The 19,474-nt window shown below is 36.4% G+C and carries 25 protein-coding genes; 23 read left to right on the forward strand and 2 right to left on the reverse strand.

The features are described 5' to 3' along the window. The first annotated feature begins 22 nt into the window (after positions 1 to 22). The 14 genes from rpsH to rplQ all read left to right on the forward strand — a co-directional run bounded on the left by rpsH (position 23) and on the right by rplQ (position 7,316). Positions 23 to 421 carry a 30S ribosomal protein S8 gene (gene rpsH / locus ACP3T3_RS16920; protein ID WP_034694686.1) on the forward strand — a complete coding sequence of 133 codons (399 nt, stop codon included), beginning with the start codon at positions 23 to 25 and terminating at the stop codon, positions 419 to 421. A 17-nt stretch (positions 422 to 438) separates the two neighbouring features. Next, entirely contained in the window at positions 439 to 984 is a 546-nt protein-coding gene (rplF, locus tag ACP3T3_RS16925) for a 50S ribosomal protein L6 (protein WP_426476966.1), read from the forward strand. Between the two features lie 15 nt (positions 985 to 999). Continuing rightward, positions 1,000 to 1,353: a 50S ribosomal protein L18 gene (gene rplR / locus ACP3T3_RS16930; protein WP_034694689.1), complete on the forward strand. Its 354-nt coding sequence runs from the start codon at positions 1,000 to 1,002 to the stop codon at positions 1,351 to 1,353. 19 nt (positions 1,354 to 1,372) lie between these two features. Beyond that, positions 1,373 to 1,894, forward strand: coding sequence for a 30S ribosomal protein S5 (gene rpsE / locus ACP3T3_RS16935; protein WP_002983245.1), 522 nt, complete (start codon positions 1,373 to 1,375; stop codon positions 1,892 to 1,894). An 11-nt stretch (positions 1,895 to 1,905) separates the two neighbouring features. Next, entirely contained in the window at positions 1,906 to 2,082 is a 177-nt protein-coding gene (gene rpmD, locus ACP3T3_RS16940) for a 50S ribosomal protein L30 (protein WP_002983247.1), read from the forward strand. A gap of 21 nt (positions 2,083 to 2,103) precedes the next feature. Continuing rightward, positions 2,104 to 2,553 (forward strand): 50S ribosomal protein L15, encoded by a 450-nt coding sequence (rplO, locus tag ACP3T3_RS16945; RefSeq protein WP_062673611.1) that lies wholly within the window; start codon positions 2,104 to 2,106, stop codon positions 2,551 to 2,553. A gap of 9 nt (positions 2,554 to 2,562) precedes the next feature. Beyond that, positions 2,563 to 3,942 (forward strand): preprotein translocase subunit SecY, encoded by a 1,380-nt coding sequence (gene secY / locus ACP3T3_RS16950; RefSeq protein ID WP_089692682.1) that lies wholly within the window; start codon positions 2,563 to 2,565, stop codon positions 3,940 to 3,942. A gap of 3 nt (positions 3,943 to 3,945) precedes the next feature. Further along, on the forward strand, positions 3,946 to 4,161 hold the full coding sequence (infA, locus tag ACP3T3_RS16955; RefSeq protein ID WP_027381317.1) for a translation initiation factor IF-1: 216 nt from the start codon (positions 3,946 to 3,948) through the stop codon (positions 4,159 to 4,161). 64 nt (positions 4,162 to 4,225) lie between these two features. Further along, positions 4,226 to 4,342: a 50S ribosomal protein L36 gene (gene rpmJ, locus ACP3T3_RS16960; protein ID WP_007839480.1), complete on the forward strand. Its 117-nt coding sequence runs from the start codon at positions 4,226 to 4,228 to the stop codon at positions 4,340 to 4,342. A gap of 9 nt (positions 4,343 to 4,351) precedes the next feature. Further along, complete coding sequence (gene rpsM, locus ACP3T3_RS16965) at positions 4,352 to 4,729, forward strand: 30S ribosomal protein S13 (RefSeq protein ID WP_002983260.1); 378 nt, start codon at positions 4,352 to 4,354, stop codon at positions 4,727 to 4,729. 12 nt (positions 4,730 to 4,741) lie between these two features. After that, positions 4,742 to 5,131, forward strand: a complete 390-nt coding sequence (rpsK, locus tag ACP3T3_RS16970; RefSeq protein ID WP_002983263.1) for a 30S ribosomal protein S11 — start codon at positions 4,742 to 4,744, stop codon at positions 5,129 to 5,131. A gap of 19 nt (positions 5,132 to 5,150) precedes the next feature. Then, entirely contained in the window at positions 5,151 to 5,759 is a 609-nt protein-coding gene (gene rpsD / locus ACP3T3_RS16975) for a 30S ribosomal protein S4 (protein WP_047096812.1), read from the forward strand. Positions 5,760 to 5,792: 33 nt separating this feature from the next. Continuing rightward, positions 5,793 to 6,788 carry a DNA-directed RNA polymerase subunit alpha gene (locus tag ACP3T3_RS16980; RefSeq protein WP_002983269.1) on the forward strand — a complete coding sequence of 332 codons (996 nt, stop codon included), beginning with the start codon at positions 5,793 to 5,795 and terminating at the stop codon, positions 6,786 to 6,788. Between the two features lie 6 nt (positions 6,789 to 6,794). Then, complete coding sequence (rplQ, locus tag ACP3T3_RS16985) at positions 6,795 to 7,316, forward strand: 50S ribosomal protein L17 (RefSeq protein WP_047422412.1); 522 nt, start codon at positions 6,795 to 6,797, stop codon at positions 7,314 to 7,316. A gap of 104 nt (positions 7,317 to 7,420) precedes the next feature. On the opposite strand, the gene ACP3T3_RS16990 is transcribed toward rplQ, so the two are convergent. Beyond that, positions 7,421 to 7,855: a hypothetical protein gene (locus tag ACP3T3_RS16990; RefSeq protein WP_426476967.1), complete on the reverse strand. Its 435-nt coding sequence runs from the start codon at positions 7,853 to 7,855 to the stop codon at positions 7,421 to 7,423. Positions 7,856 to 7,923: 68 nt separating this feature from the next. Here ACP3T3_RS16990 and ACP3T3_RS16995 point away from each other — a divergent pair, with 68 nt between their 5' ends. The 9 genes from ACP3T3_RS16995 to ACP3T3_RS17035 all read left to right on the forward strand — a co-directional run bounded on the left by ACP3T3_RS16995 (position 7,924) and on the right by ACP3T3_RS17035 (position 19,255). Next, a complete protein-coding gene (locus ACP3T3_RS16995; protein ID WP_426476968.1) occupies positions 7,924 to 9,774 on the forward strand; it encodes a glycoside hydrolase family 35 protein in 1,851 nt (616 codons plus the stop codon). Positions 9,775 to 9,991: 217 nt separating this feature from the next. Further along, positions 9,992 to 10,624, forward strand: a complete 633-nt coding sequence (locus tag ACP3T3_RS17000) for a response regulator (RefSeq protein WP_426476969.1) — start codon at positions 9,992 to 9,994, stop codon at positions 10,622 to 10,624. A 3-nt stretch (positions 10,625 to 10,627) separates the two neighbouring features. After that, on the forward strand, positions 10,628 to 11,455 hold the full coding sequence (locus tag ACP3T3_RS17005) for a hypothetical protein (RefSeq protein WP_426476970.1): 828 nt from the start codon (positions 10,628 to 10,630) through the stop codon (positions 11,453 to 11,455). A gap of 1 nt (position 11,456) precedes the next feature. Continuing rightward, the gene (locus ACP3T3_RS17010; protein WP_426476971.1) at positions 11,457 to 12,077 is read left to right on the forward strand and encodes a hypothetical protein; all 621 of its coding nucleotides are present in this window, start codon (positions 11,457 to 11,459) and stop codon (positions 12,075 to 12,077) included. After that, positions 12,074 to 12,862 (forward strand): sensor histidine kinase, encoded by a 789-nt coding sequence (locus tag ACP3T3_RS17015; protein ID WP_426476972.1) that lies wholly within the window; start codon positions 12,074 to 12,076, stop codon positions 12,860 to 12,862. The genes ACP3T3_RS17010 and ACP3T3_RS17015 overlap by 4 nt, the downstream gene beginning before the upstream one ends. 204 nt (positions 12,863 to 13,066) lie before the next feature. Then, entirely contained in the window at positions 13,067 to 14,359 is a 1,293-nt protein-coding gene (gene eno / locus ACP3T3_RS17020) for a phosphopyruvate hydratase (protein ID WP_426476973.1), read from the forward strand. Positions 14,360 to 14,443: 84 nt separating this feature from the next. Further along, positions 14,444 to 15,730: a citrate synthase gene (locus ACP3T3_RS17025; protein ID WP_426476974.1), complete on the forward strand. Its 1,287-nt coding sequence runs from the start codon at positions 14,444 to 14,446 to the stop codon at positions 15,728 to 15,730. A gap of 208 nt (positions 15,731 to 15,938) precedes the next feature. Continuing rightward, positions 15,939 to 17,000: a helix-turn-helix domain-containing protein gene (locus ACP3T3_RS17030; protein ID WP_426476975.1), complete on the forward strand. Its 1,062-nt coding sequence runs from the start codon at positions 15,939 to 15,941 to the stop codon at positions 16,998 to 17,000. Positions 17,001 to 17,080: 80 nt separating this feature from the next. Next, on the forward strand, positions 17,081 to 19,255 hold the full coding sequence (locus tag ACP3T3_RS17035) for a TonB-dependent receptor domain-containing protein (RefSeq protein ID WP_426476976.1): 2,175 nt from the start codon (positions 17,081 to 17,083) through the stop codon (positions 19,253 to 19,255). 34 nt (positions 19,256 to 19,289) lie between these two features. On the opposite strand, the gene ACP3T3_RS17040 is transcribed toward ACP3T3_RS17035, so the two are convergent. Continuing rightward, positions 19,290 to 19,454, reverse strand: a complete 165-nt coding sequence (locus ACP3T3_RS17040) for a hypothetical protein (RefSeq protein ID WP_426476977.1) — start codon at positions 19,452 to 19,454, stop codon at positions 19,290 to 19,292. Positions 19,455 to 19,474 lie beyond the last annotated feature (20 nt).

The following is a 19,474-nucleotide window of genomic DNA, read 5'->3' on the forward strand; positions in this document are numbered from 1 at the left end:
ACCAATAATTTATAAAAGAAAAATGGTAACAGATCCAATTTCAGATTTCCTAACAAGAGTAAGGAACGCACAAAGCGCAGGCCACAAAGTGGTGGAAATTCCTGCATCGAAAATCAAAAAGGAGATTACTAAGATCCTATTTGATCAAGGGTATATCTTAAACTACAAGTTTGAAGATAACGCTGTTCAAGGAGTGATCAAAATCGCTTTAAAGTACGATAAGCAAACCAACAAACCAGCTATCAAGTCTATCCAAAGAGCTTCTAGACCAGGTTTGAGACAGTACAAAGGTTCTACTGAACTTCCAAGAGTACTAAACGGTTTGGGTATTTCTATCATCTCTACTTCTAAAGGAGTAATGACTGACAAGAAAGCTAGAGAAGAGAAAGTAGGCGGTGAAGTAATCTGCTATGTTTATTAATTTTTAATCAGAGGAAAATGTCAAGAATTGGTAAAGCAATTATAACAATTCCAGCTGGAGTTACAGTCACTGAAAACAACGGTGTAGTAACTGTAAAAGGAGCGAAAGGAGAACTTTCTCAGGAGCTTACAGCAGGAATTACTTTAGAACAAAAAGATGGTGAGCTTAATGTAAACAGGCCATCTGAGTCTAAACAACACAAAGCGCTTCACGGTTTGTACAGAGCGTTGATCGCTAACATGATCGTTGGTGTATCAGAAGGTTTCGAAAAGAAACTAGAACTAGTAGGGGTAGGATACAGAGCTTCTCACACAGGTCAAAAACTTGAGTTAGCTTTAGGATTCTCTCACGGTATCGTATTAGAACTTCCAAGTGAAGTAAAAGTTGATACATTGACTGAAAAAGGTAAAAACCCAATTATTACTTTAGCGTCTCATGACAAGCAACTTCTAGGAATGGTTACTGCAAAGATCCGTTCTTTCAGAAAGCCTGAGCCATACAAAGGAAAAGGTGTAAGATTCGTAGGAGAAATTGTTAGACGTAAAGCTGGTAAATCTGCTTAATAAATTATAAGTATTATGGCATTAAGTAAATTAGAAAAAAGAATAAGAATCAAAAGAAGAGTAAGAGGGAAAATCTCTGGATCTTCTGAATTGCCAAGATTATCTGTATACAAAAGTAATAAGGAAATTTACGCTCAGTTAATCGACGATAAAAATGGTAAAACTTTAGCTTCAGCTTCTTCTAGAGAGAAAGGTGTGGACGCTAAAGGTACTAAGACTGAAGTTTCTGCTGCTGTTGGTAAAGCTATCGCTGCTAAAGCTATCGCTGCAGGAATCGAAAGTATTGTATTTGACAGAAACGGATTCGTTTACCACGGTAGAGTAAAAGCTCTGGCAGATGGTGCAAGAGAAGGTGGACTTAAATTCTAATCATTAAATTTCGGAAAATATGTTAGGACTAGATAATATAGAAAGAGTAAAACCGGGAGGATTAGAATTAAAAGATCGTCTCGTAGCTGTTAACAGAGTAACAAAAGTAACAAAAGGAGGTAGAGCTTTCGGATTTTCTGCTATTGTTGTAGTAGGTAACGAAGAAGGTGTTATCGGTTTCGGTTTAGGAAAATCTAAAGAGGTAGCTTCTGCAATTGCTAAAGCAGTTGAAGACGCTAAGAAAAACCTTGTTAAAGTTCCTGTAATGAACCATACTATCCCTCACCAAACTACTGCTAGATACGGTGGTGCAGATATCTTCTTAAGACCTGCTTCTCACGGTACAGGACTTATCGCCGGAGGTGCGGTAAGAGCGGTATTGGAATCTGCTGGTATTCACGATATCCTTTCAAAATCTAAAGGATCTTCTAACCCTCACAACGTGGTGAAAGCTACTTTCAAAGCGTTATTAGACATCAGAAGACCTGAAGAAATCGCTAGAATGAGAGGAATTTCTCTAAGTAAAGTGTTTAACGGTTAATAATTAAAACAATGGCAACAATCAAAGTAAAGCAAGTAAGAAGCGCTATTGGTAGAACAAAAACCCAAAAGAGAACGCTTGAAGCATTAGGATTAAAAAAACTTCACCAAGTTGTAGAGCACGAAGCTACTCCTTCTATCTTAGGAATGATCGCAGCAGTAAACCACTTACTTGAAGTTCAAAAATAATTTTATAAAAGAGAAATTAAAATGAATTTAAATAACATAAAACCTGCTGCAGGATCTACTTTCAACTCAAAGAGAATTGGTAGAGGTCAAGGTAGTGGAAAAGGAGGTACTTCAACAAAAGGACACAAAGGTCAGAAGGCTAGAGCTGGTTACTCTCAAAAAATCGGTTTCGAAGGTGGACAGATGCCTTTACAAAGAAGATTACCTAAATTCGGATTCAAAAACGTAAACAGAAAAGAGTTTAGAGGAATTAACCTTGATACAATCCAGACTTTAATCGAGAACAAATCCATCACTGGAGATATCACGAAAGAAGTTTTAGTAGCAAACGGAATAGTTTCTAAAAACGAATTAGTGAAAATTATGGGTAGAGGAGAATTGAAATCTGCGGTTTCAATCTCTGCTGACAAATTCACTAAGTCTGCTGAAGAGCTTATTGCTAAGGCAGGCGGAAAAGCAATTACCTTATAATACTTACTAATGAAAGAATTTATACAAACACTTAAAAATATTTGGAGTCTTAAAGAACTTAGAGATAAAATTCTCTTTACTTTAGGTATTATCCTTGTGTATAGATTCGCATCTTATATCTCGCTTCCTGCAATTAACCTTGCAGAGGTGGGAGATCTCTTAGAGCATTATAAAAATCAAGGCGGTAACAAGCAAGGAGCAGGTCTCCTTGGCTTGCTTTCGTCGTTTACGGGGGGAGCTTTCAGCCACGCTTCCGTAATGGCGTTAGGAATCATGCCTTATATTTCTGCTTCTATTATTGTTCAGTTGATGGGGATGGCTATTCCTTATCTTCAGAAGCTTCAGAAAGATGGAGAGTCCGGTAGAAATACATTGAACCAAATTACAAGATGGTTAACGATTGGAGTTTGTCTGGTACAGGCACCTTCTTACTTAACTTCTATTACTCAATTATTCTTACCATATGCTCAGTTCCAGTCTGCATATTTTGTAGAGCCCAATTCTATCATGTTCTGGTTGCCAAGTATTGTAATCTTGGTTGCTGGTTCAGTATTCGCAATGTGGTTAGGTGAAAAAATCACCGACAAAGGTATCGGAAACGGTATCTCTATCCTTATTATGGTGGGGATCCTTTCAAGATTACCAGAAGCATTCGTACAGGAGATGGCCGTGCAGAACGGAAAAGGAGGAATGGGATCTATCATGATCCTTATTGAAGTATTATTCTGGATGGTGGTAGTTCTTTTAGCGGTGATCTTATCGGTTGCTGTTAGAAAAATCCCGATTCAGTATGTAAGCAGAGCTCAAGCAAGAGGAGGTGTAAACAGAAATCTTATGCAGGGAGCAAGACAATGGATTCCATTGAAAGTAAATGCTGCTGGTGTAATGCCGATTATCTTTGCCCAGGCACTGATGTTCGTACCAGGATTATTAACAAAATTCGATGAATCTAATACTTTTCTTGCAGGTTTCAAGAATGTTTTTAGCTGGCAGTACAATGTATTGTTTGCGCTATTAATTATTATCTTCTCATTTTTCTATACTGCGATTACAATTCCGGTAAACCAGATGGCTGATGATTTGAAGAGAAATGGAGGTTTAGTACCAAAAGTAAGACCCGGTAAAGAGACCGCTGATTATTTAGATGATATTTTATCAAAAATTACCTTGCCAGGTGCAATATTTTTGTCTATCTTTGCAATCCTTCCGGCAATTGTGCACGGAACCTTTGTTCAGACAGATGCGTTTGCCCTATTTTTCGGGGGAACGTCACTATTAATTATGGTGGGTGTAATTTTAGATACAGTTCAACAGATTAATACTTATCTGCTGAACCATCATTATGATGGCTTAATGCAGTCTAAATTATCAAGAACGACTGGATATTAATTTATGGCAAAACAAAAACATATTGAACAAGACGGCGTTATAACGGAAGCACTTTCGAACGCTCAGTTCCGTGTAGAACTAGAAAATGGGCATATTCTTATCGCTCATATTTCTGGTAAAATGAGAATGCATTATATTAAACTTTTACCTGGTGATAAGGTAAAACTAGAAATGTCTCCTTATGACTTATCAAAAGGGAGAATCACATTTAGATATTAAACAAACGCCAAAGGGAGTCGCATGACTTCCATTTGGCTATTGTTAAAAAATAAATACGATCAAAATGAAAGTAAGAGCATCAATTAAAAAAAGAAGCGCTGATTGCAAAATCGTACGCAGAAAAGGTGTACTATTCGTAATCAACAAGAAGAACCCAAAATTTAAACAAAGACAAGGTTAACATTAAATTATGGCGAGAATTGCAGGTATTGATTTACCAAAAAACAAAAGAGGTGTTATCGGTTTAACTTACATCTATGGAGTAGGAAGAAGTACTTCTTCTGAAATCCTTAAAGCTGCCGGTATCAGCGAAGACAAGAAAGTCAACGAATGGAATGACGATGAATTGGCTGCAATCAGAACATATATCTCTGAAAACGTAAAAGTAGAAGGAGAATTGAGATCTGAAGTGCAATTGAACATCAAGAGATTGATGGACATAGGATGCCAACGAGGAATACGTCACAGACTTGGATTACCTTTAAGAGGCCAGAGAACGAAAAACAACTCTAGAACACGTAAAGGGAAGAGAAAAACTGTTGCTAACAAGAAAAAAGCTAGTAAATAATCGTTAGGAATTATGGCAAAACAAACTAAAGTAGTTAAAAAAAGAAAAGTAAAAGTTGAAGCTATTGGTGAAGCCCATATTCAAGCTTCTTTCAATAACATCATCATTTCTTTAACAAATAAAAACGGAGAGGTTATCTCTTGGGCTTCTGCCGGTAAAATGGGTTTCAGAGGTTCTAAAAAGAATACTCCATTTGCTGCTCAGATGGCAGCTGAAAATTGCTCTGCTGTAGCTCACGAAGCTGGTTTAAGAAGAGTAAAGGTGTTTGTGAAAGGTCCTGGTGCAGGTAGAGAATCTGCTATCAGATCTATCCACAATTCAGGAATTGAAGTTAGCGAAATCATTGATGTGACTCCTATGCCACACAATGGATGTAGACCACCAAAAAGAAGAAGAGTTTAATTTTTAGAATTTACCCATTATGGCAAGATATATTGGACCTAAAACTAAGATTGCTAGAAAGTTTGGTGCTGCAATCTACGGAGATGATAAAAACTTCGAAAAAAGAAAGAACCAACCGCCAGGACAACACGGTCCTAACAAAAGAAGAGGTGCTAAAAAATCAGAATATGCAGTTCAGTTGGCTGAAAAACAAAAAGCTAAATATACTTATGGTATTTTAGAAAGACAGTTTGCTAACTTATTTGAAAAAGCACACAGAAGCAAAGGTGTAACAGGGGAAGTTCTATTACAACTTTGTGAATCAAGATTGGATAACGTAGTATACAGATTAGGTTTTGCTAAAACAAGATCTGGAGCTAGACAATTGGTTTCTCACAGACACATCACTGTGAACGGAGAAATTCTTAATATCCCTTCTTACTTGGTAAAAGCTGGTGATGTAATCACTGTAAGAGAAAAGTCTAAATCTCTTGAAGTTGTTACCAATGCATTGGCTTCTAAGTCAAACTATGAGTGGTTACAATTCAACGATGAGAAGAAAGAAGGTACTTTCATTTCTGCTCCTGAAAGAATCCAGATTCCGGAGGACATTAAGGAAAACCTTATCGTCGAACTTTACTCTAAATAATTTTTTAATCAAATTTTTGCTCAACCCAATAATATGGCAATTTTACAATTCATAAAACCCGATAAAGTAATTTTACTTAACTCTGATGAATTTAAAGGTCAATTTGAATTCAGACCTTTAGAACCAGGTTTCGGGCTTACAATCGGTAATGCTTTGAGAAGAGTGTTGCTTTCTTCTCTGGAAGGATACGCTATTTCATCTATCAAAATAGAAGGTGTAGAGCACGAATTTTCAACTATTCCAGGAGTAATCGAAGACGTTACCGAAATTATTCTTAACCTTAAGCAGGTAAGATTAAAAGCTGCAGCAGAAGGCCAGGCTAACGAGCAGGTTGTTGCTAAAGTTTCAGGTCAAACGGTTATTACTGCTGGTGATTTAGGAAAGTCTATCAACGGATTTGAGGTTCTAAACCCGGATTTAGTGATCTGCAACCTAAACACTGATGTAACTTTCGAAATTACTTTCAATATTGAAAAAGGTAGAGGATATGTTCCTTCAGAACAAAATAAGTCAAACAATGCACCGGTAGGTACTATTGCTATTGACTCTATTTTCACGCCAATCAAGAAAGTACAATACAGCATTGAAAATTATCGTGTAGAGCAAAAAACAGACTACGAAAAACTTGTATTAGATATAGAAACTGATGGGTCTATAAGCCCTCAGAATGCTTTAACTGAAGCTTCTAAGATATTAATTTATCACTTCATGCTGTTCTCTGATGAGAGAATCACACTTGAAACTGAAGCTGTAAAAGCATCTATCCAATACGATGAAGAAACTCTTCATACAAGACAACTCCTTAAGTCTAAATTAGCAGATATGGATCTTTCTGTAAGAGCCCTTAACTGTCTGAAAGCAGCTGAAGTAGAAACTCTTGGAGAATTGGTTTCTTACAGTAAGTCTGATTTGATGAAATTCAGAAATTTTGGTAAAAAATCTTTGACAGAACTAGAAGAATTAGTGCATTCAAAAGGTCTTAACTTCGGTTTCGACGTTGCAAAATATAAGTTAGACGCTGATAAATAATTAATAATGAGACACGGTAAAAAATTCAATCACTTAGGAAGAACAGCTTCTCACAGAAGTGCTTTACTTTCTAATATGGCTTGTTCTCTAATTGAGCATAAAAGAATCAACACTACTGTAGCTAAAGCTAAAGCTTTAAGAGTATATGTTGAGCCTCTATTAACAAAAGCAAAAGAAGATACTACACACAACAGAAGAGTAGTATTCTCTTACCTTCAAAATAAATTTGCGGTTGCTGAATTATTCAGAACTGTAGCTCCTAAAATCGCTGAAAGAAACGGTGGTTATACAAGAATCATTAAGACAGGTTTCAGACCAGGTGATGCTGCTGATATGGCTCTTATCGAACTGGTAGATTTCAACGAGCTTTACAACCCGAATGCTGAAGAGAAAAAAGCTACAAGAAGAAGCAGAAGATCAACTGCTGCACCTAAAAAAGCTGAAGCTGTAGTAGCTGAAGCTCCTGCAGTAGAAGAGAAAGTAGAAGAAGCTAAAGCTGACACTACTGAAGAAAAAACTGAAGAATAATATTCATTCAGATATACATAAAAAACCATCCGGAGTCCGGATGGTTTTTTATGTAATGCTTATAAAGTAAAATGTCCCTCAATATTTGAAGGACATTACTGTATTTAAATCTTTGTTCTTTTCAGCTCAATAATATGATTGCCCTGCTCAAGGTGTAGGCTGTCTCTTTTTACCGTTGCAGTCATATCATCTTTCTTGTAAACCGTTTCATCTCCTTTGGTTTCTGACTTAGGCAGGGTAAATGTTTTCTTATTGCTGGTGATGGCTACTGTACTTTCTTTCGGATCGTTTTTAAATACTACTTTTACCAATGTTCCGTCCGTAGCTTTATAAACAAAATCTGTTTTTTCAGTTTTCTGTCCATTGATATCTACTGTCGAAGAACTTTGTGTTACCGAATCTATTTTTCCGTTGCTGTCTGTAACTACAGTTTCCGAACTGTCTGTTTTGATAACGCTTTTATTTCCGCTTTCACTTTTTTTGCAGCTGACTACAGCCAGTGCCAGTACAGCACCTAACGCTAAAAGACTTTTTTTCATGATTATATTATTTGATTATTCAATATGATTTTTATATTTTAATTTTTACAAAAATCATGCCTTACAATATGAGAAATTTTAACCGTTATTTATGTACAATTCTTTTATTTTTCTCCTTGAATACTATGTTTTCCCAAAAAGGAAATTTTGAAATAAGAGATGGGCATTTTTTCTTAAACGGAAATCCGTTTACAATATATTCAGGAGAAATGCATTACCCAAGGGTTCCTTCACAATACTGGAAGCACCGTATGGAGATGATGAAAGCAATGGGATTGAATACAGTTACCACTTATGTTTTTTGGAATTATCATGAAGAGTCTCCCGGGAAATGGAATTTTTCAGGAGAAAAGGATTTGCAAAAGTTTATAAAAACAGCACAGGAAGCAGGCTTATACGTCATTATCCGGCCGGGACCTTATGTTTGTGCAGAATGGGAATTCGGGGGCTATCCGTGGTGGCTGCAAAAAAATAAAGACCTTGAAATCAGAAGAGATAATAAAGCCTTTTTAGAAGAATGCCGGAAATATATCAATCAGCTGGCCAAACATATTGTGCCTATGCAGATCAGTAATGGTCCGGTGATCATGGTACAGGCAGAAAATGAATTTGGATCTTATGCAGCTCAGAGAAAAGATATTCCCCTGGAAGAACACAGGAAATACAGCCATAAGATAAAAGAAATGCTTGTGAACAGCGGTATTTCAGTGCCGTTATTTACTTCAGACGGGAGTTCGCTTTTCAAAGGAGGTTCTATTGAAGGTGCTTTACCAGCAGCAAACGGAGAAAGTGATATTGAGGTTTTAAAGAAAAGCATCAATGAATATCATGGAGGAAAAGGTCCTTATATGGTAGCAGAATATTATCCAGGGTGGCTTGATCATTGGGCCGAACCTTTTGTTAAGGTTTCTACCGAAGAAGTGGTAAAGCAAACAAAGCTATATATAGAAAATGGAGTCTCTTTTAATTATTATATGATTCACGGCGGAACCAACTTTGGATTTACCAGTGGCGCCAATTATGACAAGGATCATGACATCCAGCCCGATCTTACAAGCTATGATTATGATGCTCCCATCAATGAGGCGGGATGGGCTACTCCCAAATATAATGCATTGAGAAAAATCTTTCAAAACATACATAAGGGTAAGCTTCCGGATGTTCCAAAACCGGTGAAGGTTATCACTATTCCCCAAATTGAATTTTCAAAAGTAAATTGTCTTTTTGACCTTACCGATGGCCAGAAACCAGTTATAAGTGACCAGCCGCTGACATTTGAAGATCTTAATATCGGTAACGGGTATATACTTTACAGAAGAAAGTTTAATAAAGATCAGAAAGGAACGCTGGAGATAAAGGGATTGCGTGATTATGCGAATATTTACATCAATGGGAAATGGAAAGGAGAATTGAACAGGATAAATAAAAAGTATGATCTGGATATTGAAATCAAATCCGGAGACCGGCTGGAAATTCTGGTTGAAAATATGGGTCGGATCAATTATGGAGCAGAAATTATTCATAATATAAAAGGAATCATCAGCCCGGTGAAAATCAACGGGAATGAAGTTTCCGGAAATTGGGAAATGCTTCCGCTGCCATTTGGCAGCTTTCCTAAACATACTTTTAAAAAAAGAGATATTGCTATTCACTCGCCCGTAATTCAGGAAGCAGAATTTACACTTGATGAGACGGGAGATACTTTTCTTGATATGAGAAACTTTGGGAAAGGTGTTGTTTTCATCAATGGAAGAAATGCAGGAAGATACTGGAGTACTGCAGGACCCCAGCAAACCCTTTACATTCCTGGTGTATGGCTTAAAAAAGGAAGAAACCAGATTCAAATCTTTGAACAGATCAAATTCCATAATACAGTAAGCAGCCTTGATCATCCTATTCTTGACCAGATTATGAAATAATAATTCATTTTAAAGATGCAGTTATAACTTCTTTGATTTTGTTTTAATTTAATGTGAAATATTTAAGTTATTATTGTTTTTGAAATAAAAAATTGATTAAATTTATTAAAAACTAAAAGACTGAACCATACCTTCAAACTCAAACATTAATATTACACAAAGGTGTAATTGATTTCAAATTGTTTTCTGTTGAAATTTGCTTCAAACAAACAAAGACATGAGCATTTCCATAGCCATAGTAGAAGATGAAAAAAACTACAACAATGCGTTGAAGAAGGTCATCAATTATCAGAAGGATATGAAAGTGACCGCTCAGTTCTTTGATGGAAATGATGCAATGATGAATCTGCCCGGTATTTCTCCGGATGTCGTAATGATGGATATCCAGCTGCAGGATATGCTCGGTATAGAAATCATAGAAAAATTACGAAAAGAAATGCCCGGTACACAATTTATCATGTGCACCAGTTTTGATGATGATGAAAAGATCTTTAATTCTCTAAAGGCTGGCGCTATGGGATATCTTGTAAAAGGAGAAAGCATGGACAAGATTCTTTCTTCTATACGCGATGTCTATAATGGCGGTGCTCCTATGAGCCTTTCTATTGCAAGGAGAGTACTCAAACATTTCGAAAAAAAACTTCCGGAAATCAAGGGGTTTGATGAACTTACAGAACGTGAGAAGGAAGTTCTTGAACTTCTTTCACAGGGACTTCTGTACAAAGAAATTGCAGATCAGAAATTCATCAGCATCGATACTGTCAAAAAACATGTCGGAAATATCTACAGAAAACTTCACGTAAACAATAAAGTGGAGGCAGTCAATAAATTTAATCAATCAAAAAACTAAAAAATGGAAAAAGAATTGGACGATTTTAAATGCACGCTGGAAGCTGCTATTATTGCTATGCAAAAAGCAGGCACAATTAAAGACTTCTATGAAATGGCCGAGTTTACTGAGCGGGAACAACAGCTAAAGGATTATATTACGAAACATGGTGTAACCTTTTTTGTAACACATCCTATAGGGGATGATGAATTTCGAGTAAACAGTGGCGTATTTCAGCAACGGGTTCCCAACCTCGCACAGGAGCTGTATATAGACTTCCGCTTACTTGAAACCCTTGTTAGAAACCATTTAAATGATGGCTATACAATAATGAAGATCTCTTTTAGAGAAATTACAGATAATACAATTAATGAATTTTCGAGAATGATGCCCGAAGAAAATCAATTGTTGTTGAAAAGTGTAAAAGGATATTTATATGCCACTCTTTCCTTCCACGAGGCAGCAGATACAACCAGACTGGATAAACATTATTTTGTTTTTAATCTGGATCGATATTATGAGGTTGATGTATCTCAATTTGGAAGCTTTGATAGTACGGATTTAGGCAGAACTCTCACCAATGCATCAAATGATGCTTATGTAGCAAACTCTATACGCTATGATTTGATTCTCGTAAAACAATATATCGACAGAATACACATGTATTTGGAAGGCTGTCTTCAAAAAAATGTAAGTAGGCTTGATTTCATACCATGTATTGGAAAAAAGAAAACTGTAAGTGTTGGAACTGGAAAAGAGTCAGTTTATCTTGCAACTATGCCGTCAGATAATAATAAACAACTGTTTAGTGCAGATTTCCCTTATTACGACCAGGGAAGTTTAGAACCTTAAAATGCTTATTACAGCTTACTATATCATTTCTTTTATTGTTTTGATAAAAGGCATCGTAGTTTTGAGAGTAAAGAAATTGTCCTCTCAGGACTATTTTTTGTTGTATCTGGCTGTAAATTTCGGGGTTGATTTTTTTTCGGAAATTAATATTATTCCAACCAGATCAATTCAGTATAACTATCTGAATCTTTTCAATAGCTTTTATTTTATCATCTTCTATTTTAGGCACATTAAAAACAAGAAGATAGCTGCTGCATTATCTACAGCCGTTTTAATAGCAATACTATTGAATACAGAACTTTTTTATACTGATAAATATAATCTGAATATTGCGATCACATATTGCGTTATCAATATACTGCAGGTGCTGTACTGGTGCAGCTATAAATTAAATAATATTAATACATCGAAAATTACAGACGACCCTATCTTCTGGATTTCAGCCTCAATACTCTTATGGAGCTGTTTTTTTCTTTTCAGAATTACTCCGATGTATCTGCTGAATGAAATTGATAAACCATTTCTGAAACTGTTGAAGCAAATATTGAATATAATCAATATTGTCTGCTGTGGCTTATTTTATATTGCCTTACATAAATATAACTCGATGGATAAAAAATGAAGTCTTTACCCTCAGAAATAAAACTTGTTTTTTTAATCGCGCTACTTTTGGTTGTGCTTCTGGTTGCTTTCACAATTTTCGTTGTATTAATGTACAACAGAAAACAACTTTTATATCTGAAGGAACAACAGCTCAAAGAAGCCGAACACCGAAACCAGCTCCTTCAGAAAGAACTCGAAAAACAAAAAGTTCTTGAACAGGAACGGGAACGGATTTCCCATGATATGCATGATGATCTTGGTGCCGGGATTTCTGCATTAAAACTTCAGGCTGAATTTCTGAAGCAGAAAGCAGAAGATGACGATCTGCAGAGCGATATTGATGAACTTCTGAAAACCTCTGAAGAAATGAATATCTCCATGCGCGAAATGCTTTGGAACCTGAACTCCGGAAATGATACCTTAGGAAGCTTCATTGATTATGCTATCCTTTATACCGGAAACTTTTTAAAGAAAACAAAAATAATACTGCATTCAGAATGTGAAGATATTATTGCTGATACACCTGTTTCCACAGAAATGAGGCGTAATCTCTTTCTCTGTTTAAAAGAAGCTGTTAATAACGTCTACAAACACAGTCATGCCAATACCTTGAAGCTTTCATTTTTGCAGGAAAAAAATAACTTTTCTATGAAAATCTCTGACAACGGAACCGGAATTCCTGATGGCCGGAAACAAGGAAACGGTCTCCGGAATATGAAAAGACGAATAACTGAATTGTCCGGCGAATATACTATCATATCCGAAAATCCGGGTACCTGTCTTATTTTCAAAATATTCCTATAACAGAATACAAAAATATAATTAAAAAGTTAAAGAAACAGGATGATAAAAAACTCATTTTAAATTCCTATCCACTGCCATAAAATGGTGCAATTATCATTATATAAATTAACTTAAATTTAACTTGGATTTATTTCAAAAAAATCCCGTGAAATACCCCTAAAAGTTAAATTTTGATTAAATTTGTCTAAACTAAAAAAATAAAAAATGAGTGCAATTTCTTACATAGAAGCAAGACAGATTTTAGATTCCAGAGGAAATCCTACTATTGAAGTAGATGTATTTACAGAAAGCGGGGCAATGGGCCGTGCAGCTGTACCTTCAGGAGCGTCTACAGGAGAACACGAAGCAGTAGAATTACGTGACGGCGGTTCAGAATATCAGGGAAAAGGAGTTCTGAAAGCTGTTGAAAATGTAAAAGAAGTAATTGCAGAGAATTTAGTTGGACAGCCGGTTTTTGAACAAAACTATATCGATCAGATCATGATTGATCTTGACGGAACCCCTAACAAAGGAAATCTTGGTGCCAATGCTATTCTTGGTGTTTCTTTGGCAGTAGCAAGAGCAGCTGCTGCAGAACTGAGAATGCCTCTTTATAAATATGTGGGTGGTGTGAATGCAAACACCCTTCCTGTTCCGATGATGAATGTAATTAACGGCGGATCTCACTCAGATGCTCCTATCGCATTCCAGGAATTCATGATTATGCCCGTAAAAGCAGATTCTTTCTCTCACGCATTGAGAAAAGGAACTGAGATCTTCCACAATCTAAAATCAATACTTAAAGGAAGAGGCCTTTCTACAGCAGTAGGAGATGAAGGAGGTTTCGCGCCTACTTTCAACGGAACTGAAGATGCTCTGGATACTTTACTTCAGGCGATCGAAAAAGCAGGATATAAACCTGGTGACGACATCATGCTTGCATTAGACTGTGCCGCTTCAGAATTCTACAAAGACGGAACTTACGATTACAGAAAATTCGAAGGAGACAAAGGAGCACACAGATCAAGAGAAGAGCAGGTTTCTTACCTTGCAGAATTGGCGGCTAAATATCCAATCATTTCTATCGAAGACGGTATGCAGGAAGATGACTGGGAAGGATGGAAAATGTTAACGGATAAAATCGGTGACAGAGTACAGCTGGTAGGTGATGATTTATTCGTAACCAATGTAGACAGATTATCCAGAGGAGTAAAAGAAGGTATTGCCAACTCAATCCTTGTAAAAGTAAACCAGATTGGCTCTCTTTCTGAAACAATGGCTGCGGTACAAATGGCTCAGAATAATAAATTCACTTCAGTAATGTCTCACAGATCAGGTGAAACTGAAGATTCTACAATTGCTGATTTAGCAGTAGCAATGAACTGCGGACAGATCAAAACCGGTTCGGCTTCAAGATCAGACAGAATGGCAAAATATAACCAGCTATTAAGAATCGAAGAAGCCCTTGGTGAAACTGCAATTTTCCCAGGATTAGAAGCATTTAAAATAAAAAGATAATCGAATTTATAAATAACGGCAAGCGATATTTTTTGTTTGCCGTATTTTATGGAAAGTGGTATATTTAAAAAAAATAAATAAATAATGTCAGACAACAAAGTAATATTGAATTACGACGGTAATTCATATGAATATCCAATCGTGGATAGTACTATCGGAGACAGAGGGATTGATATTTCGAAATTAAGAGACCAGACAGGTTTGATCACTCTGGATTTAGGTTACAAAAATACAGGAGCTACTATTAGCGACATCACTTACTTAGACGGAGATAAAGGAGAATTATTCTACAGAGGTTATCCAATCGAGCAGATTGCTGAAAAATCTAACTTCACGGAAGTAATGTATCTTTTATTACATGGAGAATTACCTACTCAGGATCAGTTTACTTCATTCGACAACAATATTAAAAAATATAACTTCATCGCAGACGAAATGAAAAAAATCATTGATGTTTTTCCTCGTTCTGCCCACCCTATGGGAGTGTTATCTTCCTTAACTTCTGCTTTAACAGCTTTCAACCCGAAGGCAGTTAACGTAAACTCTAAAGAAGAAATGGATCACGCGGCTGAGCTTATGATCGCTAAGTTCTCTCACCTTTGTGCATGGACTTACAGAAAAACTCAGGGATTACCATTAAACCACGGAGATAACAACCTGAACTATGTGGAGAACTTCTACAAAATGGCATTCAGATTACCAAACGCTGATTTCGAAATCGATCCGGTAGTTGTAAATGCTTTAGATAAATTATTAATCCTTCACGCAGACCACGAACAAAACTGTTCTACTTCTACAGTAAGAATGGTAGGTTCTGCCCACACAGGTCTTTTCGCTTCTATCTCTGCCGGAGTATCTGCACTTTGGGGACCACTTCACGGTGGTGCTAACCAGGCTGTAATCGAAATGCTTGAACTGATCGAGAAAGATGGCGGTGACGTATCTAAATATGTTGCTAAAGCTAAAGATAAGAATGATAACTTCCGTCTGATGGGATTCGGACACAGAGTGTACAAAAACTTCGACCCAAGAGCGAAAATTATCAAGAAAGCTGCTGATGATATCCTTACCGCACTTGGTATTCAGGATAAAGCTCTTGACATTGCAATGCAGTTAGAAAGAGTAGCACTTGAAGATGAGTACTTCATTGAAAGAAAACTATATCCAAACGTTGACTTCTATTCAGGAATCATCTACAGAGCGTTAGGAATTCCTACAGAAATGTTTACCGTAATGTTTGCATTAGGAAGACTTCCGGGATGGATTTCCCAGTGGAAAGAGATGAGACTGAAAGGAGACCCAATCGGAAGACCAAGACAGGTTTACCAAGGTGCCCAGCAGAGAAATTACATCGACATCGCAAGCAGATAATATTTGCTTATACCATAAAAGAATCCCAAAGCCTCCTTTGGGATTCTTTATATTTAGATGAGAAAATTCTGCAGGAGCTTTAGCCCATTCATTCAGGAAATAGCCGGCTTATAAACTTTAGCCTGACAATAAACCGGAATATTTTTTATGGTGTTGATTTTTAATCTAATAAATTATTAAATTTACTACTGTAAAAAATTAATACCCAATGACTTTCGGACAACAGATATTATTTTTCTTCAGTGCGGTAGGAGCGTTTAACGGACTTCTGCTGGGAATCTATCTGCTGTTCGTGAAAAAAATGAAATATCTGCCGGATTTTTTCCTTGGACTTCTTTTACTGATGCTAAGCACAAGGGTGGGAATTTCTGTCTGCATTTATTTTTATCCGGATTTACCAAGAATTATCCCGCATTTAGGGCTCTCTGCCTTATTTTTTACCGGACCGGCTTTATATTACTACGTACAATCTTCTTTTCAGCAAGATCAGTTTGACTGGAAAAACTGTCAGAAATGGTTTGGAATATTAACCCTTATTTTAGGAGGGGTTGGATTGCTATATTTGGTGTTTCCTATTACATGGGATCACTACTTTGGTACTTTTATCTATACCGTTTGGTCCGTATTTGTGTTTCTTGCGGTCTATCAGTATTATATTTTCATTAAACAGAATCATAAAAGTCCAAATAAATTTGTTCTTCCGGTTTTAGTTAGTAATGCGATTATCTTTTTGACGTATCAGCTGATTTCAACAGGGTGGGTACAGATTTACTGTGCAGGAGGAAGTCTGGTATTTTCATTTGTGCTGTATGCCAATTTTTTGATTTTATTCAATAAAAAATATCAGCAGCTTCCGGTAAAAGAAACCGAAAAATATTCCAATAAAAAGATTTCCGGAGAGATGGCAGACAACTTTGTATCAAGATTGGAGAGGTTAATGGATACAGAAGAGCTCTATAAAAATCCGAATTTAAAACTAAACGATCTCGCTTCAAGAATGAATATATCGGCTCATCAGCTTTCCCAACTGCTGAATGATAACCTGGGCAAAAGTTTTGCTACCTGCATCAATGAATACCGGATCAATGAAGCCTGTGAGAAGATAGAAAATGGTTCCTATCTGAAAATTGAAGAAATAGGGTATGAAGTAGGTTTTAATTCTAAGTCAACTTTCTTTTCAACATTCAAGAAAATTAAAAATACAACACCACTTTTGTATAAACAGGCTCAAACGCTTACCGATCCTAGGTTTCAAAGTTCCAATTTATAATTCAGTACTGCGGAATTTTAATTTTAAAACCGCTTTTTTACACCAGGCCGATACTTTTGATCTCATAAAATGTAAAATTTATGATCATCAAATTATGGCTTTTGCTGTTTCTGCTGTTTTTATCATTTTTTGTAAAAGCACAGGAATCTGTCAAAACAAAAGTTCAGGATTCTCTGGCTGAAGCGAAATCGTCCACAACAAATATCTCAGAAGTTGTTATCCAGCCTGTTCCACGAAAAGTGAAACTGAATGACGGCAATCTGGTATTATCTGTTGCCGGAAACAAAGACTTTAAAACTTCCACTCATCTTCTCGATGTCCTGAGGAAAACTCCTGGTGTAACCGTTGATCAGGAGGACGGAATTTTTATTGGGGGAAGGATTACACCTGCTGTTTTTATTGATGGAAAGCCTGTAGCGATGAGCAATCAGGAATTACAGGCTTATTTGCGGTCCTTATCCCCTGAAATGGTAGAATCTATAGAAGTAAACACCAATCCGTCTTCGAAATATGATGCTGAGTTTAAGGGAATTATTGATATTAAGCTAAAAAAGAATATCCGTCTCGGGTGGAAAGGGAGCTATAATGGAAATATATACATCAATAAATTCAACTATCGGGAAAATGCACTCAATATATCATATAACACCGGAAAAGTAACCTACAGTGTTCAGGCAGGTTATAATGAAGGAATATCAACCTACCGTTATAATGCTTTACAGCGTTTGGCAAATACTAATATTATGCGTACTCATACGTATCAAGAAGATTTTGGGAAGGTTTACAACCTGCAGATGGGAGCTGATTTCAGGCTGAATGATAAAAACAGATTAGGACTCAGTCTGAGAGGTAATTTTAGAAACAATGACCGTGCCCGAAACGGATCACTTTTTACTACCGATAAAAGTGAAACCCAAACAGTATTGAATACAGTCAGTGAAAACCCCACTAATTATTTACAGGACAATTATGGAATAACCACCGATTATTCCTTTCAGAACAAAGGATTTAAACTGAGTTTTTTAGGGAATTATCTTTCAGTTAAAAATAAACAGAATGATGATTTTATCAACAGAGACCAGGGTACAGCGGATATCCTGTCATATTGGAGGTCTGATCTCGTTAATAAAATTACTATTTATACTGCACAAATAGATGCCTCCCAGAAAATAAACAATATAGACATCGAAGCAGGTTTTAAATACAGCAATTCTGATACCGATAATCATATCAGGTATGATACATTGTCTGTGGGAAATCAATTTGTTTTTGATCCTGCGAGAAGTAATATTTTCTCTTATAAAGAAAAAATATGGGCTGGATATCTTGCGTACAGGCAAAAAATTGGGAACGTTCAAATCAATGCAGGATTAAGATTTGAAAATACAAACAGTATTTCCAATGCAGTTACCGTGGATTCTGTGATTGCAAGAAACTATCTAAAATGGTTGCCGTCATTAAGTGTAAGTTACACGTTGAATACCTCCAGTGAACTTTCTCTTTCTTACAGCAGAAGAATAACGAGACCTGCTTTCTCACAGCTTAATCCGTTCAGGTTTTATTTCAGTCCGTTAAATTACTGGATTGGGAACCCTTATTTACTGCCTTCCTTTACCAGCCAGATTAAAGCAACCTATCGCTATAAAAACTGGGTGGCAAGCTTTACAATTGGTAAAGAAAAAGACGTTATGACCCGTTATCCCTTATACAACCCTGAAACAAATGTATTAGAATATCTGGGAACAAATCTTCCTTACCGGAACTTTGCTGTTTTGGAAGCCAGTTTTCCAATCAGCATTACAAAATGGTGGAATATCACCACCCAGGTTGCAGGATATTATAATTATGAATTCAGACCTTATCTGGATGACGTTTTTGCATTGAATATCTATAATTATGAAGTGAGGCTGAACCAGGTATTTTCACTTCCAAAAGGATTTATAGTGAATGTATTTGGCAGTTATGAATCCAAAACAGGTAACAGTCTTTACATCATTAAACCAAGATATACCATAGATGTATCAGTTCAAAAATCATGGTTTGATAATAAACTGAACACGAAGATTGGTTTTAATAATCTCTTTGATTCCTATGAACAGCGGTTAGAATTCAGGCATAAACAGATTATGGATAACCGTTTTACCCACTGGTGGGATAGCAGCAGATTGGTATTCTCGTTCAGTTATACTCTAGGAAGTTCAAAATATCAGGTAAAAGAAACCCAGAAAACAGAAGAAGAAAACAGAACGAGATAAGAAAGCCTGCTTAAAAAGCAGGCTTTCATTTTTATTATGGACATTGGCATCTGTCGCATGTCCAGATAAAACAGTTTCCTGCATCATCCCATTCACAGCATCTTCTGCCAGTTGAGATTGGCGCTCCTCCCATTACGGATTTTTGTTGATCTCTTCCTAATTTTTGTGCGTTTTTCAGCACCGGATTGTTCTTGTTCATGACTTTGATTTTTGGTGTTA

This window comes from Chryseobacterium sp. CBSDS_008 (assembly GCF_049959325.1).
Classification (GTDB): Bacteria; Bacteroidota; Bacteroidia; order Flavobacteriales; family Weeksellaceae; genus Chryseobacterium.